This is a genomic window from Burkholderia sp. SJZ089 (assembly GCF_007828315.1).
In the GTDB taxonomy this organism is placed as follows: domain Bacteria; phylum Pseudomonadota; class Gammaproteobacteria; order Burkholderiales; family Burkholderiaceae; genus Burkholderia; species Burkholderia gladioli.
The window spans coordinates 1-16679 of record NZ_VIUM01000041.1 but is presented as its reverse complement, the minus strand read 5'-3'; the positions used below and the strand labels follow the sequence as shown (position 1 = coordinate 16679).

General features: G+C 66.8%; 13 protein-coding genes. 4 read left to right on the top strand and 9 right to left on the bottom strand.

Annotated elements, in window-relative coordinates:
* The 3 genes from FB600_RS36400 to FB600_RS36390 all read right to left on the bottom strand — a co-directional run.
* On the bottom strand, positions 1-2838 hold a 2838-nt coding region (locus FB600_RS36400), incomplete at its 3' end, for an efflux RND transporter permease subunit (RefSeq protein WP_145758251.1).
* 13 nt (positions 2839-2851) lie between these two features.
* Positions 2852-4105 carry an efflux RND transporter periplasmic adaptor subunit gene (locus FB600_RS36395; RefSeq protein WP_096752466.1) on the bottom strand — a complete coding sequence of 418 codons (1254 nt, stop codon included), beginning with the start codon at positions 4103-4105 and terminating at the stop codon, positions 2852-2854.
* Positions 4106-4506: 401 nt separating this feature from the next.
* Positions 4507-4758 carry a DUF4148 domain-containing protein gene (locus tag FB600_RS36390; protein WP_013689284.1) on the bottom strand — a complete coding sequence of 84 codons (252 nt, stop codon included), beginning with the start codon at positions 4756-4758 and terminating at the stop codon, positions 4507-4509.
* 470 nt (positions 4759-5228) lie between these two features.
* On the opposite strand from FB600_RS36390, the gene FB600_RS36385 reads away from it, so the two are divergent.
* Positions 5229-6122 carry a LysR family transcriptional regulator gene (locus tag FB600_RS36385; protein ID WP_013689283.1) on the top strand — a complete coding sequence of 298 codons (894 nt, stop codon included), beginning with the start codon at positions 5229-5231 and terminating at the stop codon, positions 6120-6122.
* Positions 6123-6221: 99 nt separating this feature from the next.
* Here the strand turns inward: FB600_RS36385 and FB600_RS36380 are convergent, their stop codons facing one another.
* Genes FB600_RS36380 through FB600_RS36360 form a run of 5 tightly spaced genes read right to left on the bottom strand, consistent with a single transcriptional unit; the run spans position 6222 to position 12310 of the window.
* Positions 6222-7217 carry an XdhC family protein gene (locus FB600_RS36380; protein WP_096752465.1) on the bottom strand — a complete coding sequence of 332 codons (996 nt, stop codon included), beginning with the start codon at positions 7215-7217 and terminating at the stop codon, positions 6222-6224.
* Positions 7217-8545 carry a c-type cytochrome gene (locus FB600_RS36375; RefSeq protein WP_098182505.1) on the bottom strand — a complete coding sequence of 443 codons (1329 nt, stop codon included), beginning with the start codon at positions 8543-8545 and terminating at the stop codon, positions 7217-7219. Before FB600_RS36375 ends, FB600_RS36380 begins: the two co-directional genes overlap by 1 nt.
* The gene (locus tag FB600_RS36370) at positions 8542-10797 is read right to left on the bottom strand and encodes a xanthine dehydrogenase family protein molybdopterin-binding subunit (protein WP_105821283.1); all 2256 of its coding nucleotides are present in this window, start codon (positions 10795-10797) and stop codon (positions 8542-8544) included. Before FB600_RS36370 ends, FB600_RS36375 begins: the two co-directional genes overlap by 4 nt.
* A 2-nt stretch (positions 10798-10799) precedes the next feature.
* On the bottom strand, positions 10800-11255 hold the full coding sequence (locus FB600_RS36365) for a (2Fe-2S)-binding protein (protein WP_013689279.1): 456 nt from the start codon (positions 11253-11255) through the stop codon (positions 10800-10802).
* Positions 11256-11308: 53 nt separating this feature from the next.
* Positions 11309-12310 carry a LysR family transcriptional regulator gene (locus FB600_RS36360; RefSeq protein ID WP_046582701.1) on the bottom strand — a complete coding sequence of 334 codons (1002 nt, stop codon included), beginning with the start codon at positions 12308-12310 and terminating at the stop codon, positions 11309-11311.
* A gap of 569 nt (positions 12311-12879) precedes the next feature.
* Between FB600_RS36360 and FB600_RS36355 the strand changes: the two genes are divergently transcribed.
* Both FB600_RS36355 and FB600_RS36350 read left to right on the top strand, forming a co-directional pair.
* A complete protein-coding gene (locus FB600_RS36355) occupies positions 12880-13323 on the top strand; it encodes a DUF2231 domain-containing protein (protein WP_145758250.1) in 444 nt (147 codons plus the stop codon).
* Positions 13316-14635, top strand: coding sequence for a PQQ-dependent sugar dehydrogenase (locus tag FB600_RS36350; RefSeq protein WP_096752460.1), 1320 nt, complete (start codon positions 13316-13318; stop codon positions 14633-14635). The genes FB600_RS36355 and FB600_RS36350 overlap by 8 nt, the downstream gene beginning before the upstream one ends.
* Before the next feature lie 90 nt (positions 14636-14725).
* Here FB600_RS36350 and FB600_RS36345 read toward each other — a convergent pair whose 3' ends face one another.
* A complete protein-coding gene (locus FB600_RS36345; protein ID WP_145758249.1) occupies positions 14726-15580 on the bottom strand; it encodes an alpha/beta fold hydrolase in 855 nt (284 codons plus the stop codon).
* A 110-nt stretch (positions 15581-15690) separates the two neighbouring features.
* Between FB600_RS36345 and FB600_RS36340 the strand changes: the two genes are divergently transcribed.
* Positions 15691-16569, top strand: coding sequence for a LysR family transcriptional regulator (locus tag FB600_RS36340; RefSeq protein ID WP_145758248.1), 879 nt, complete (start codon positions 15691-15693; stop codon positions 16567-16569).
* Positions 16570-16679: the final 110 nt, after the last annotated feature.

Below are 16679 nucleotides of genomic sequence, written 5' to 3'. Positions count from 1 at the left end.
TTCCACGATCAGGATCGCGTTCTTCGCCGACAGGCCCACCGTGGTCAGCAGGCCGACCTGGAAGAACACGTCGTTCTCGAGACCGCGCAGCGTCGAGGCCAGCAGCGCCCCGATCACGCCGAGCGGCACCACCATGATCACCGAGAACGGGATCGACCAGCTTTCGTACAGCGCCGCCAGGCACAGGAACACCACCAGGATCGAGATCGCATAAAGGATCGGCGCCTGCGAGCCCGACTGGATTTCCTGGAACGACAGGCCCGTCCACGAGTAGCCGATGCCGGTCGGCAGTTGCGCCGCGAGACGCTGCATGGCCGCCATCGCCTGGCCGGTCGAGTTGCCGGTCGAGGCCTGGCCCTGGATTTCCACCGCCGAGATGCCGTTGTAGCGCTCCAGCTTCGGCGAACCATAGGTCCAGTGGCCGGTGGCAAAGGCGCTGAACGGCACCATCCCGCCCGCGTTGTTGCGCACGTACCAGATGCCCAGGTCTTCCGGCGTGACGCGGAACGGCGAATCCGCCTGCACGTACACCTTCTTGATACGACCGTCGGTATCGAGGAAGTTGTTGACGTACTGCGAGGCCCAGGCGATCGAGAAGGTCTGGTCGATCGCGGCAGCCGTCACGCCGAGCGCGTTGGCCTTCTCGCGATCGATGTCGACCTTGTACTGCGGCGTGTCGTTCAGGCCGTTCGGACGCACCAGCGCGAGCGTCGGATCCTTGGCGGCCATGCCGAGCAGCTGGTTGCGCGCCGCCATCAGCGCATCGTGGCCGAGGCCGCCGTTGTCGGTCAGCTCGAAATCGAAGCCCGCGGCGGTGCCCAGCTCGGGAATCGACGGCGGATTGAACGGAATCACGATGCCGTCCTTGTAGCCGGCATAGTGCCCGAAGGTCCGCTTGATCAACGCCTGCACCTTGCGATCGGCGCTGCGGCGCTCCTCGAAGGGCCTGAGCTTGACGAACACCAGGCCGGCGTTCTGCCCGCGGCCGGCGAAGCTGAAGCCGTTCACGGTGAACACCGAGTCGACCACGTTCTTCTCTTCCTTGGCCATGTAGTCCGTGATGTCGGCCAGCGTGCGCGCGGTGGTCTCCTGGGTGGAGCCCGAGGGCGTCTGGACGATCATGAACATGTAGCCCTGGTCCTCATCCGGCAGGAAGGACTTCGGCAGGCGCACGAACAGGAAACCGACGCCGACGATCACCGCGAGGTAGATCACCAGCCAGCGGCCCGAGCGCTTGATCACGTGGTGCACGCCCACGTGGTACTTCTCGCGGCTCTTGTCGAAGTTGCGGTTGAACCAGCCGAAGAAACCCTTCTTCTCCTCGTGGTGACCCTTCTCGATCGGCTTGAGGATGGTCGCGCAGAGCGCCGGAGTCAGGATCAGGGCCACCAGCACCGACAGCACCATCGCCGAGACGATGGTCAGCGAGAACTGGCGGTAGATCGCGCCCACCGAGCCGCCCGAGAAGGCCACCGGCACGAACACCGCCGACAGCACCAGGGCCACGCCCACCAGCGCGCTGGTGATCTGGCCCATCGCCTTCTTGGTCGCTTCCTTCGGCGGCAGGCCTTCCTCGACCATCACCCGCTCGACGTTCTCGACCACCACGATCGCATCGTCCACCAGCAGGCCGATCGCCAGCACCAGGCCGAACATCGACAGCGTGTTGATCGTGAACCCGGCCAGGCCCATGATCGCGAAGGTCCCGAGCAGCACCACCGGCACCGCGATGGTCGGGATCAGGGTGGCGCGCAGGTTCTGCAGGAACAGGTACATCACCAAGAACACCAGCACGATGCCTTCCAGCAGCGTCTTGACCACTTCCTCGATCGACAGGCGCACGAACGGCGTCGTGTCATACGGGTAATGCACCACCATGCCGTGCGGGAAGTACTTCGAGAGCTCCTTCACCTTGGCCTTGATCGCATCCGCCGTGGCCAGCGCGTTGGCGCCCGTGGCGAGCTGGATACCCAGGCCGGCGGTCGGCTGGCCCATGTACTTGGTGTCGAAGTTGTAGTTCTCCGCGCCCAGGCCGATCTGCGCGACATCCTTCAGGCGCACCTGCGAGCCATCCTGGTTCACCTTCAGCAGGATGTTGCCGAACTGCTCCGGCGTCTGCAGCAGGGTCTGCTCGGTGATGGTCGCCTGCAGCACCGTGCCGGCCTTGGCCGGCGTGCCGCCGATCTGGCCGCCCGCGATCTGCACGTTCTGCGCGGAGATCGCGTTCGAGACGTCGGCCGGCGTCAGGCTGAAGTTGTTCAGCTTGTTCGGGTCGAGCCAGATCCGCATCGCGTACTGCGAGCCGAGCAGCAGGGTCTGGCCGACGCCGTTCAGGCGGCTGATCGGATCGAGCACGTGCGACGCGACGTAGTTCGTCAGGTCGTTGCGGCCCATGCTGCCGTCTTCGGAGTTGAACGCGATCCAGAGCAGGTAGCTGCTGCTGGACTTGGTCACCTTCAGACCAAGCTGCTGCACCACCTGCGGCAGGATCGGCGTGGCCAGCGACAGCTTGTTCTGCACCTGCACCTGGGCAATGTCGGGATTGGTGCCCGGCGCGAACGAGATGGTGATCGTCGCGTTGCCCGAATCGTCGCTGGTCGACGACATGTACAGGAAGTTGTCGAGGCCGCTCATCTGCTGCTCGATCACCTGGGTGACCGTATCCTCGACCGTCTTCGCCGAAGCGCCCGGATAGTTGGCCGTGATCTGCACCGCGGGCGGCGCGATCGTCGGGTACTGCGAAATCGGCAGCGTGAAGATCGAGGCGACGCCGACCAGCATCAGCACGATCGCGATCACCCACGCGAAGATTGGCCGATCAATAAAGAATTTTGCCATTTAGGACCCCTGGTTACTTCGCTGCGGACGCGCCCGATGCGGAAGCTGCGGAATCGGACGCGCCGGATGCCGGGGCGGACGCGGCCGGTGCCTGCGAGGCACCCGCGTCCGGCGCGGCGTTCGGATCGGGCGGCAGTTGCGCCGCCACCGGCTTGACCGTCATGCCCGGCTGGACCTTGCCCACGCCCTGCACGATCACGCGGTCGCCCGACTGCAGGCCACCCTCGACGATCCAGTTCTGGCCGTAGGTGCCCGAGGTCTGCAGCACGCGCGGCGCGATCTTGTTGTCCTGGCCGACCACCAGCGCGGTCGCCTGGCCCTTCGGATCGTGCTGCACGCCGATCTGCGGCACCAGGAAGGCGTTGTCGTTGCTGCCTTCGTCGATGCGCGCGCGCACGAACATGCCCGGCAGCAGCACGTGGTTCGGGTTCGGGAACAGCGCGCGGATCGTCACCGAGCCGGTGGTCTGGTCGACCGTCACGTCGGTGAACTGCAGCTTGCCCTCGAGCGGGTAGGTCTTGCCGTCCTCCAGCACCAGCTTGACCTTGGCCGCGTTCGGCCCGCTCGTCTTGATGCGCCCGCTCTGGATGTCCTGGCGCAGCTTGAGGCCGTCCAGGCTCGATTGCGTGAGGTCGACGTACATCGGGTCGAGCTGCTGCAGGGTCGCCATCAGCGTCGCCTGGCTGGCCTGCACGTAGGCGCCCGGCGTGACCTGCGAGATGCCGATGCGGCCCGTGATGGGCGAGAGCACGTCGGTGTAGCCCAGGTTGATCTGCGCGGTGTCGACCGCCGCCTTGCCCGAGGCCACGTCGGCCGCGGCCTGGCCGGCCGAGGCCACGGCGTTGTCGTAGTCCTGCTTGCTGACCGCGTTCGCGGCCACCAGCACCTTGAAGCGCGCCGCCTGCGCGTTGGTGGAGGCGAGGTTCGCCTGGGCCCGCGCGAGCGTGGCCTTGGCGCTGTTCAGCGCGGCGATGTAGGGCGCCGGGTCGATCTTGTACAGGCGCTGGCCCGCCTTGACGTCGGTGCCTTCGGTGAATTCGCGACGCAGCACGATGCCGTCCACCCGCGCGCGGACCTGGGCGACCAGGAAGGCATTGGTGCGGCCCGGCAGCTCGGTGACGACCGGCACCGATTGCGGCTGGACCGTCACGACGCCGACTTCCGGCACCGAAGGCGGCGGCGCCGCGTCCTGCTTTCCGCAGGCGGCGAGCAGCGCGGCGGCTGCCGCGACAGGAAGAATGCGATAAAAAACCCGTTCGACGCGCATGGAGCGACCTCTATAAGAATCAACGAAACGACACCGGGCCGGCGATGCAATGCCGGGGACGATGGCAAACACGGGGACGACTGACGCCTGCAGCCGCGATGACGGCAAAGGCCCGCGTCACGCCGGCCGTCCGCCACCCCGCATCGGCGGTGACGGCAAGACGACGCGACGACGACATCCGCGATGTGGCGCAAGCACACGTCGCGGACATGAAAACTTCATGAGAAACCGGGGAGCCCGGCCCGACCTCGCAGCGGAATGAGTCATCCCGGAGCGGCCTCAACTGGCGTTCTGCCGAATCACGACGAGCGGTTTGCCCTGGATCCGGACTCGCCAAACTGATGGGCGGTGCGGGAAACTATCACAAACAAAGAATTGCTGCGTTGAACAAAACGCAAAAATCAATTTCCCGCGGCCACACCGCTCGCCATGCGCACCGCATCGCGCTCGGCATGCACGCGGGCCGCCGCGGCTTGCAGATCCTCGACCCAGCGCGAGGGATTCTGGCGCGCGGGGTTGAAACCAGCCTGCTCGTAACGCGCCATTTCCTCCCGGACCTGCGCGCGCGACAACACTGAATTGTCCTGGGCGAACGACACCGCGGGAACGACACATCCGGCCGCGGCCAGCGCGGCTATCCATTTCGACTTCATGGTTTTTCGACTCCAGAAAGCATCGGCTCGGCCGCCAGGACGGACAAATGTCCGTGATGGCGTCAGCCAGGTCCGTCACGGCGGCCGCGTATCGCGAACCTGCCGCCCGGGGCCGGGAATGGCCCCCGTCTCCCGCGCCTTGCGGCGCTTGCTCCTGATCTGGACATCGCCGGTCCGTGGACCGCGATCTTGATGATGGACGCTGCGTGGATCGGCGGCGCCCGATTGCGCCGCGCGCCGGCAGTCGCGTTCCGCTGCCGGGGAATCGCAATGTAACAGCCACGCCATTGTTTGATTAGCGGCCCAGGCCGGCATGGCCTTATGAACGCCATTCATGAATCGGCTAGCCGCGCGAGCCCGCCAAACCGCGCCAGCGCGGGCAGAAGCCACGCCGCACGCGGATTTTCGGCCGGTGATAGGATGCGCCTTCTTTATCTCGTTTTGATGTCCGCGCTTGCGCGGCGGATTCAATGGCACGCGACAATTTCAGTGATCTCCTGGCCTTTCTCGCCGTCGCGCGCGAACGCAGCTTCACCAAGGCGGCCTCGCAGCTCGGCGTTTCGCAGTCGGCATTGAGCCACACCATCCGCGGGCTGGAGACGCGACTCGGCGTGCGGCTGCTCACGCGCACCACGCGCAGCGTCGCCACCACCGAGGCCGGCGAGCGGCTGATGCAGGTGGCCGGGCCGCGCTTCGACGAGATCGAATCGGAGCTCAACGCGCTGTCCGAACTGCGCGACAAGCCGGTCGGCCTGATCCGCATCACCGCCACCGACCATCCGGTCGAGACCATCCTCTGGCCGCGCCTGAAGCCGCTGCTGGCCGATTATCCCGGCCTCAAGATCGAGATGTCGATCGACTACAACCTGTCCGACATCGTGGCGCAGCGCTACGACATCGGCGTGCGCTTCGGCGACCAGGTGGCCAACGACATGATCGCGGTGCGGATCGGCCCCGACGTGCGCATGATGATCGCCGGCTCGCCCGAATACTTCGCGCGCCACCCGGCGCCGAAATCCCCGCAGGACCTGCTCGATCATGCCTGCATCAACCTGCGGCTGCCCACACGCGGCAGCCTCTACGCGTGGGAGCTCAGGAAGGGCAAGCACGACCTGCTGGTGCGCGTGGACGGGCAGCTGATCTTCAACAGCACGCCGCAGATGCTGGCCGCCGCACTGGAAGGTTACGGACTGGTCTACCTGCCCGAGGACCAGTTGATGCCGCAGGTGCGCGCCGGGCGCCTCAAGTGCGTGCTGAAGGAATGGGGCGCGACCTTCCCCGGCTACCACGCCTACTACCCGAGCCGCCGGCAATCGTCGCGGGCGCTGTCGCTGGTGATCGACGCCTTGCGGCATCGCGATTGAATCGAGGCCGGACAGGCGCCCCGGCCAACCGGAGCGCCCGCCAATCGCTTGGGGACCCTGAAGGTTGCATGCGCCTCCAAAGCGGCGGCGCTTCGGTTTTCACGACATCGCTTCGTCCTTCGCGGCCGCAATCGTCATGGTCTGTGGAATCGCCACGCCGTTCTTCACCGCGGTGATCTCGGCCAGGATAGAGACCGCGATCTCGGGCGGCGTGCGGCTGCCGATATAGAGGCCCGCCGGGCCGTGCAGGCGGGCGAGCTGCGCCGCGTCGAGATCGAACTGCGCGAGCCGCTCGCGCCGCGCCGCGTTGTTGCGCCGCGAGCCCAGCGCGCCCACGTAGAAGGCCGGCGTCTTGAGCGCCTCCATCAGCGCGAGATCGTCGAGCTTGGGATCGTGGGTCAGCGCGATCACGGCCGAGCGCGCGTCGAGCCGCATCGCCAGCACCGTGTCGTCGGGCATGGCGCGCTCCAGGCGCACGCCGGGCACGTCCCAGGTATCGACATGCTCCTCGCGCGGATCGCAGACCGTCACTTGGTAATCGAGGCCGGTGGCGATCCGGCACAGGTAGCGCGACAGTTGCCCCGCGCCGATCACCAGCAACCGATAGCGCGGGCCATGCACCGTGCGCAGATGCGCGCCGTTGAACACCAGGCCGTCGGCCGGTGTCGCCTCGTCGAGCGTGGCCTCGCCGCTGGCCAGCGACAGGGTGCGCGCCACCAGCCGGCCCGCGTCAATCGCCTCGCAGAGTTCGGCGATGCCGCTGGCTGGTGTCAACGGCTCCAGCACCAGCTCGAGCGTGCCGCCGCAGGGCAGCCCGAAGCGATGCGCCTCGTCGGCGCTGATGCCGTAGCGGATCGTCTCCGGGCGCGCATCGGGCGCGATGCCGGCCTCGCGCACGCGCGCCACCAGGTCGTCCTCGATGCAGCCGCCCGATACCGAGCCGACCGCGAGGCCGTCGTCGCGCAGCGCGAGCAGCGCGCCGACCGGCCGCGGCGACGATCCCCACGTGCGCACCACCGTCGCCAGCAGCACGCGCCGGCCGGCCGCGAGCCAGCGGGTGCTGGTGCGCAGCACGTCGAGATCGACGCTGTCCATCAGTGCCCTCCCGCCGTCGCGGCGCGCAGCTTGGCCACCTCGTCGGCCGTCACCGCCGGCGCGTTGTTGTTCCAGCCCGCGCGGATGAAGGTCAGCACGTCGGCGATCTGCTTGTCGTCGAGCTGGTCGGCGAACTGCGGCATCGGATAGGCGGCCGGGATGCCGGCGATCACCAGGTCGCCCGTGCCGTTCAGCGTCACGTTGATCAGCGAGGCTGGATTGTGCTCGAGCAGGTTCGGGTTGCCGGCCAGCGGCGCGAGCAGCGGGGCGAAGGCCTTGCCGTCGGTGCCGTGGCAGTGCATGCAGTAGGCCGCGTAGACCGCCGCGCCCGGGTCGCCCGCCGGCCGCTTGAGCGCGGCTACGGTGCGCTGCGGATCGTAGCGATACGGCGGCGCGCCGGTGCCGCCCGCCGCCGGCAGCGATTTCAGGTAGCGCGAAATCGCCCCCAGGTCCTCGTCGCTGAGGTACTGCGTGCTGTGGTTGATCACGTCCGTCATCGCGCCGAAGGCGCTGGCGTGCGCGTTGGCCCCGGTCTTCAGGAACTGCGTGAGCTCGGCCTCGCTCCAGCGGCCCAGGCCGGTATTGCTCTCGCCGGTCAGGTTGGAGGCGAACCAGTTGTCGAGCAGGCCGCCCGTCAGGTACGCGCCGCCGCTCTCGTCGAGCGCCTTCTCCTGGAAGCCGACGCCGCGCGGCGTGTGGCACGAGCCGCAATGGCCGAGCCCCTGCACCAGGTAGGCGCCGCGATTCCAGGCGGCATCCTTGTCCGACTTCGACTGGTAGCGCGCGGTATCGAGGAACACCAGGTTCCAGAGCTTGAGCGGCCAGCGCATGTTGAGCGGCCAGGGAATGTCGGAGGCCTGGTTCGCCTGCGCGACGGGCGCCACGCCATGCATGAAGTAGGCGTACATCGCACGCACGTCGTCGTCGCTGACCTTGGCGTAGGACGGATACGGCATTGCCGGGTAGAGGTTGTGGCCGTCCTTGGCCACGCCCTCGCGCAGGGCGCGCGCGAAGTCGGCCTCGCTGTAGCCGCCGATGCCGTGGTTCGCGTCCGGCGTGATGTTGGTGGTGTAGATCGCCCCCATCGGCGTGGTCATCTTCAGGCCGCCCGCGAACGGCTTGCCATGCGGCGCCGTATGGCAGGCGATGCAGTCGCCGGCGCGCGCCAGGTATTCGCCGCGCGCGACCAGGGCCGCGTCGGCATTGCCGGCGTTGGCTGGGGCATCGGCCGCCGCGGCGGCGCCGGCCCACAGACCCAGGCCGCCCAGCGCGGCAACGCCGAACAGGCGGCGCAATCGGTTCGAAATCCTCATTGCTGGCCTCCTCATGCCGTCTTCTGCTTCAGTTGGTTGCCGACCGGCATCTGGTAGAGCCGTCGTCCCGTGGCCGCGTGGATCGCGTTCGACAGGGCAGCCGCGATCGCCGAGGTGCCCGGCTCGCCGATCCCTCCCGGCGCCTCCGCGCTCTTGACGATATGCACGTCGATGCGCGGCGTCTGGTTGATGCGCAGCATCCGGTAGTCGGTGAAGTTGCTCTGCTCGACGCGGCCGTCGCGGATCGTGATCTCGCCATAGAGCGCGGCCGTGATGCCGAAGATGATGCCGCCCTGGATCTGCGCTTCGACCGTGTCGGGATTGACCACCATCCCGCAATCGACCGCGCAGACCACGCGGTTCACGCGCACCTCGCCGTTCTCGACGCTCACGTCGGCGACCATGCTGAAGAAGCTGCCGAACGCGTGCAGCACCGATACGCCACGGCCCTGGCCGGCCGGCAGCGACTGCCCCCAGCCCGATTCGCGAGCGACGATGTCGAGCACGTTGCGCGCGCGCGGCGTCGGCTCCAGCAGCGAGCGGCGATAGGCGACCGGATCGGCCTTGGCGCGCACCGCGAGCTCGTCGACGAAGCTCTCGACCACGAAGGCGCTGCGCGTCGGGCCCACGCCGCGCCAGAAGGCGGTCGGCACGTGGCGCGGTTCCTGGCGCACGTATTCGATGCGCTGGTTGGGAATCGCGTAGGGCAGGTCCGAGGCCACCTCGACAGCGTCCGCATCGACGCCGTTCTTCAGCGAGCCGGGCACGAAGCGCGCCATGATCGAGGAGCCGACGATGCGATGCTGCCAGGCAACCGGCTTGCCGTTCGCGTCGACGCCGGCCGAGATGCGGTCGTAGTAATACGGCCGGTACATGTCGTGGCGGATGTCCTCCTCGCGCGTCCAGACCACCTTCACGGGCGCATCCACCTGTTTGCCGACCTTCAGCGCCTGCACGATCATGTCGGTCTCGAGGCGCCGGCCGAAGCCGCCGCCGAGCAGGTGGTTGTGCAGCGTGATCTTGCTGGCGTCGAGCCCCGTCACGCGTTTCGCGGCCTCGATCGCGAAGCCCGGCACCTGGGTGCCGACCCAGATCTCGCAACTTGATCCGGTCACCTGCACGGTGCAGTTGACCGGCTCCATGGTGGCGTGCGCGAGGAAGGGCTGCTGGTAGATCGAGTCGATGCGCGCGCCGGCCGTGCCGAAGGCCTTGGTGACATCGCCGTCGTTGCGCGCCACCGCGCCCGGCTGCTCGGAAGCACGCGCCAGATCGCCGACGATGTCGGCCATCGACACCTTCGCGCCATCGCCTTCGTGCCATTCGATCACCAGCGCCGAGGCGCCGCGCTTGGCGGCCCAGGTATGGTCGCCGACCACCGCCACCGCGTTGTCGAGGCGCACCACCTGGCGCACGCCCGGCACGCGCCTGGCCGCGCTGTCGTCGACGCTGGCGACGGTGCCGCCGAACACGGGGCAGTTGACGATCGCGGCGTACAGCATGCCCGGCAGGCGCACGTCGAGCCCGAACTGCGCGCTGCCATCGACCTTCTCCGGCGAATCGAGCCGCTTCACGGGCTTGCCGATCAGGGTGAACTTGTCGGGCGTCTTCAGCGCGACCTGGCTCGGCACCGGCAGCTTGGCCGCCGCGTCGACCAGCGAGCCGTAAGGCGCCTGGCGGCCGCTCGCCGCGTGGTGCACGGCGCCGTTGGCGGCCGAGCACGAGGCCGGATCGACCTTCCATTGCTGCGCGGCGGCCGTCACCAGCAGGCTGCGCGCGGTCGCGCCGGCGCGCCGCATCGGCTCCCAGGCGTAGCGGATCGAGGTCGAGCCGCCGGTCAGTTGGCCGCCGCCCAGCAGCGGATCGCCATAGGCCTTGGCGTCGGCCGGCGCGTGGTCGAGCACCACGCTGTCGAGCGGCACTTCCAGCTCCTCGGCGATCAGCATCGGGATCGAGGTATAGACGCCCTGCCCCATCTCGACCTTCGGCATCACCAGCGTGACCTGCCCGGCACGATCGATCCGCACGAAGGCGTTCGGCGCGAACAGGCCGGCCGGCGCCTGGTCGGGCGCGTCGCCGCCGATCACGGACGGCCGGCCCGATTCGCCGGCGGCCGGTAGCGCGAAACCGAGCAGCAGGCCGCCGCCGGCCGCCGCGCCCAGCGTGAAGCCCGCCTGCAAGAAGCGCCGGCGCGAGATGCCGGCGCTGCTGTCGGCCGCCTGCTCCGTCTTGCCGGAGGCGCGACCCGCTTCGATGATTCCCTCGGACATGGTCAGGCCTCCTGAGCGGCCAGCTTGATCGCCGCGCGAATCCGGTTATAGGTGCCGCAGCGGCAGATGTTGCCGGCCATCGCCGCGTCGATGTCGGCGTCGTTCGGATGCGGGTTGGAGGCGAGCAGCGAGGCGGCCGCCATCACCTGGCCCGACTGGCAATAGCCGCACTGGACCACGTCGATCTTGCGCCAGGCCGCCTGGACCTTGGCGCCGGCCGGCGTCATGCCGACCGCCTCGATGGTGGTGATGTTGCGGCCGGCCACGGCCGCGACAGGCAGTACGCAGGAACGCACGGCCTCGCCGTCGAGGTGCACCGTGCAGGCGCCGCATTGGGCGATGCCGCAGCCGAACTTGGTGCCGGTCAGGCCGACCAGGTCGCGCAGGACCCACAGCAACGGCATGTCGTCGGGCGCGTCGACGGTATGCGACACGCCATTGATATTGAGGGTGGTCATCGAAAGCTCCCGGTTTGTGGGGTTGATTGTGCTTGGAGCGTGGAGCGGGTAAATCAGGCGTCGCAGTCTATCGCGTCGAGCCGCGGCGCGTCATCAGGTAAAGCGGGCGAGGCGCGCGGCTGGGTCAGCGTCGACAGCGCATGCGTCTCGAGTTCGAGCAGCGGCGGCACCACCGCGCGCAGGTAATCGATGAAGGTGCGAACCTTGGCCTCGAGATGGCGCCGCGACGGATACAGCGCATGGATGCCGTGCGAGCGCAGGCGCCAGGCCGGCAGCACGCGCACCAGCGAGCCGTCGCGCAGGCCGTCGAGCGCGGTCGACAACGGCAGCGGCCCGATGCCCATGCCCGAGCGCAGCGCATCGGCCATCGCGTCGGCCACGTTGACGACGAAGGGCCATTGCCGACGTGGCGTGAACGATTCGGAGGACGCCATGCCCTCGAGCTGCCAGCTTCCGGCCGAGGCATTCGGCACCATCAACTGCAGGCACACATGATCGTGCAGGTCGGCAACCGTTGCGGGCGCACCCGAGCGGCGCAGATAGGCGGGCGAGGCGCACAGCACGCTGTAGGTGTTGCCGATGCGCTCGGCGATCAGCGCTGAATCGTCGAGCTGGCTGGCGACCACCACCGCGAGGTCGTAACCTTCGTCGACCAGGTCGGGCATGCGTTGTGCGAGCGTGAGGTCGATCGTGACCTCGGGATAGGTCTCGCGATAACGCGCCAGCCGCGGCAGCAGATAGTGCCGGCCGAAGCCGGAACTCGCGTGTATCCGCAGGCGGCCGCTGGGGCACCGGGCAGCGCCGGACGCTTCGGCTTCGGCATGATCGACCAGCTCGAGAATCTCGCGGCAATGCGCGACGTAGCGCTCGCCCGCTTCGGTCACGGCGATGCGGCGCGTGGTGCGATTCAGCAATCGCACCCGCAGCTGGGTTTCGAGAGACGAGATGGCGCGTGAGACCTGCGGTGTCGCGACATGCGTGGCCTGGGCGGCCTTGGTGAAACTGCCTGTCTCGACGACCTTCACGAACAGGCGCATGTTCTCGAGCGTGGGCATTCGATGTCGCTCCGATCAAGCCTGCCGATGCCCTCGCACCGGCGATGTCGCAAGGGGCTGCGACTCGACCGCCAATCATCGCACAGAGATTGATGAATGGTTTTCATAAGGGCATGCCGAAAACGGTCGAGCGCTATATTCATTAAAATCGTTCGCCCTTGACTGGCGAGGATTAGGCAAAACCGTTGCGCGCGCATCGAAACTCGTCTGTTGAGCAGTATGCATCGAAGACGTGGAATTTCACCAGTCGCGCGTTCCTTAGTCTTGCTCACAAAAAGATTTTTCCGGCGAAATCCGCCGGCGGGCGCGCTTCGGCTCGATACGCGATGGCGCAGTCTCGTCTATATTTGTCTGACCGAAGCGCTATATCCCTCTATGCATATCCAATCCAGCGGGCTTGCAATGAGGAAATACCAGCGCGGCGGGTGGTGCAGTTGCAGCCTTGCCGTTTGATTGCCTGAGAGCTGAAGGCGCCGCGATTCCAGCGACGCCGGTGGGACGGACACATCGCCCGATGTCGTCCGCGTGTTGCCAGCCACATCTTTCCACTCAGAAACAAGGATCCATTCATGACTCCAGCCAGCCCGAGATATCGATCGAGATTCGCGACCGCGCTTTTCGATCTGCTCAACCCCATACCGTATGGCCTGTTCGTCGGTACGCTGATCTTCGACATCCTCTACGCCAACACCGCCAATGTGCTTTGGGCAAAGAGCGCGGCCTGGCTCGTCACCATCGGGCTCGTGATCGCGATCATTCCGCGCCTTCTCAACCTCGGCCATGTGTGGTTTGCTTCGCGCCAGGCAGTGCTGCCCGTCGAGCGCCTCGACTTCTGGCTGAACCTGGTCGGCATCATCGCGGCGATCCTCAATGCCTTCGTGCACAGCCGCGACGCCTACGCGATCGTCCCCGAGAACGTGATCCTCTCGGTGATCACGGTCGCGCTGCTCGGCATCGCGCAGTGGATGCTCGCCGGCAACAAGTTCGTCGCGAAGGGAGGCAGCCATGAATAAGCCGCTTTGGGGAGGCGTCCTCACGATCGCCGTCGCGATGCTGTTCAGTGCCTGCAGCGAGAAGGCGAAGTACGATCCCGAGCACCAGGCCGGCTCGAATCCGCCGCTGCCGAGCGCGCAGAACTTCATGGTGCCGCCGATGCAGGTGCCCGAAGGCGTAGGCTGGAAGGACGGGCAGACGCCCAAGGTGGCGGCGGGGCTGAAGATCGAGAAGATCGCCTCCGGCCTCAAGCACCCGCGGCAGGTCTATGTGCTGCCGAACCAGGATGTGCTGGTGGTCGAGTCGAGCAGCCCGAAGACGGAGCCCGTCACCACGCCGAAGCAGTTGATCGCCGGGATGGTGACGAGCCGCTCGGGCAAGGGCGCCAAGGGCGGCAACCGGGTCACGCTGCTGCGCAAGAAGGCGAACGGCAGCGGCGAATGGGATCAGTACGTGCTCATCGACAAGCTCAATTCGCCGTTCGGCGTGCAGTTGATCGGCGATACGCTCTATGTCGCCGATACCGATGCGTTGCTGAAATTCCCGTATGCGACGGGCGAGACCAGGATCAGCGCGCCCCCTGTCGAGCTCGCCGATCTGCCCAGCACCATCAACCATCACTGGACCAAGTCGCTGCTGGCGAGCCCCGACGGCAAGAAGCTCTATGTCGGCGTGGGCTCGAACAGCAATATCGGCGAGAACGGGCTCGATGTCGAATATCGGCGCGCGGTGATCCTTGAGGTCGACGTCGCGTCGGGTGCGAGCCGCATCTACGCATCCGGCGTGCGCAATCCGACCGGCCTGCAATGGGAGCCGAAGACCGGCAAGCTGTGGGCGATCGCGAACGAGCGCGACGAAATCGGTGCCGACCTGGTGCCGGATTACCTGACCTCGATCCAGGATGGCGGCTTCTATGGCTGGCCCTACAGTTATTACGGGCAGCACGTCGACTCGCGCGTGAAGCAGCAGCGCCCGGACCTGGTCGCGAAAGCGATCAGCCCCGACTACGCGATCGGCTCGCACGTCGCCCCGCTCGGCCTGTGGTTCTATACCGGCAACAACCTGCCGGCCGAGTATCGCGGCGGCGCCTTCATCGGCGAGCACGGCAGTTGGGATCGCTCGCCGCTGAGCGGTTACGCGGTCGTCTACGTGCCCTTCGAGAACGGCAAGCCGAGCGGCACGCCGAAGCCGGTGGTCACGGGCTTCGCGTCCGACGATGAAAAGCAGTTGTACGGCGCGCCGGTGGGCGTCACGCAGGATGGCGACGGCGGCCTGATCATCGCCGACGATGTCGGCGACGCGGTCTGGCGTGTGACGCGGTCAGGCAATTGAGGGATTGAGCGCTGGCACGATGCGATGGCGCGCGAGCGGTTGCGCCGCCATCGCATCCCTGCTGGCGAGTCGATCGACGCGGAACCGCGGTCAGGATCCCGGCCGATGCGAGTTGGCGAAGTCGACGATATGCCGGGCCACGCCCGACGGGTCGTCCTCCATCAGGAAATGCCCGCAAGCATCGAGCACGTTCAGCACCGCGCCCGGAATGTCCGATTGCAGGCGATAGGCGTAGTCGAGTGCTTGCCATTCGTCTTGCGCGCCCCACAGGATCTGCACGGGCAAGGCGAGCTTCGGCAAGCGTTCGCCGAAATCCGCGGTGTAGCGGGAGTCGTAGTGAGCGACCTGGTTGCGATAGAACCCGCTCTGGCCAATCACGCCGCTGATTGGCTTCAGGTAGCACGCCAGCAATTCACCTGTCATGCGCGACTTGTCGTGCACTGCCATCTTCAATTGCCGTGTCATCAGCTCGCGATGACGCTCGGCATCGACTCGCGCGAAACCCTGGTAATCATCGCGGAACTCGCGCCAGGTCGGCGACGGCCAGGAATCGTAGCCCGGCGCATCGGCGATCGTCAGGGAGCGTAAGCGCTCGCCGGCGTTCATCGCATACAGCAGCGCGGCGACACCGCCGATATCGTGACCGACGAGATGCACCGCGTCGAGCGACCAATGCTCGAGCAGGCGCTGGAGCAAGCGTGCCTGCTCGGCCACCGACGTGTCCGCGTCGACCGGACATTCGGATTCACCGAAGCCAAGCAGGTCGAACCAGTGAACGCTGAACCCCGCATCGCGACAGGCGGGAATCACCTTGCGCCAGACGATCGAATGCGCGGGCGTGCCATGGACCAGCACCAGGGGCGGCCCTTCGCCGACATGGCCGGTGGCAATTCGACGGCCGTCGATCAGGACATCGGCGCGGGCCAGGTTCCAGGGGGATGTCATCGTGGATCTCCTTGATTGGCAACTGTCGATCCAGTCTATGGAGGCCCTGCAAATGACGCCAATGACATCTACTATGAATAAATCGCAACTTTTGTCATGGATCCGTCGAGATGAGTGCTCCGAACCAGCGTCTGTCGATCGATACGCTACGGACCTTGCGCACGGTGGTGGATACCGGCAGCGCGACGGCCGCCGCGGATCGCCTGAACCTGAGCCAATCCGCCGTGAGCTGGAAGATCAAGCGCCTCGAGGCGCAGCTCGGCAGGACGCTGCTGCGCAGGGACGGGCGCCGGCTGGTCGCGACGGCCGATGGCGAGGCGCTGCTTGCTCACGCTCGCCGCATTCTCGACGCACATGACGATGCGCTCGCCTATTTCGCGCCGTCGAGGCTGAAGGGGCGTGTTCGTCTTGGTGTGCCGGAGCAGGTCGGGCTGGATCGGATCGCGCCCTTGCTCGCGGAGTTTTCGCGCCGACATCCGCGTACCACGGTGCAGCTCAGCGTGATGCAGAGCCCGGTGCTACGGGACGCGCTGGCGCAGGACACGCTCGATCTTGCCGTGCACCAGGATTATGTCGATCGCATCACCAGCGCTGATACGCCGCTTTGGCGCGAGTCGCTGCATTGGTGCACCTCGGCGGCCACACCCTTGGCAGTCGCCAAGTCGATTCCGCTGGTGACGTTCGGCACGGGATGCCATTACGGCTGGTTGGCCCAGGCGACCTTGCGCGAGGCCGGCATGGATCATCGCATCGTGGCGGAAACGCCATCGCTTGCCGGCATACAGAGCGCGATCGGATCGGGGCTCGGTTTCGGCATCCTGAACGACCGGGCGATCAGCAACGATGTGATGACGGCAGCTGAACTGGAGCGCCGCTTTCCGCTGCCGGACGTCGTCCACGCATTGAGATACGGGAAACGGGCGCGCGATGCTGCATTACGAGCACTGCACGAAGCGCTGCAGGAGATGTTGGGAAGTATTGCCGCTTGATTTTCTGGCGGCCGGAAAGACAAAACCCCCGCTGCCTGGGGCAACGGGGGTTGTCATGAGGGAAGCCTGACGATTACCTACTTTCACACGGGCAATCCGCACTATCATCG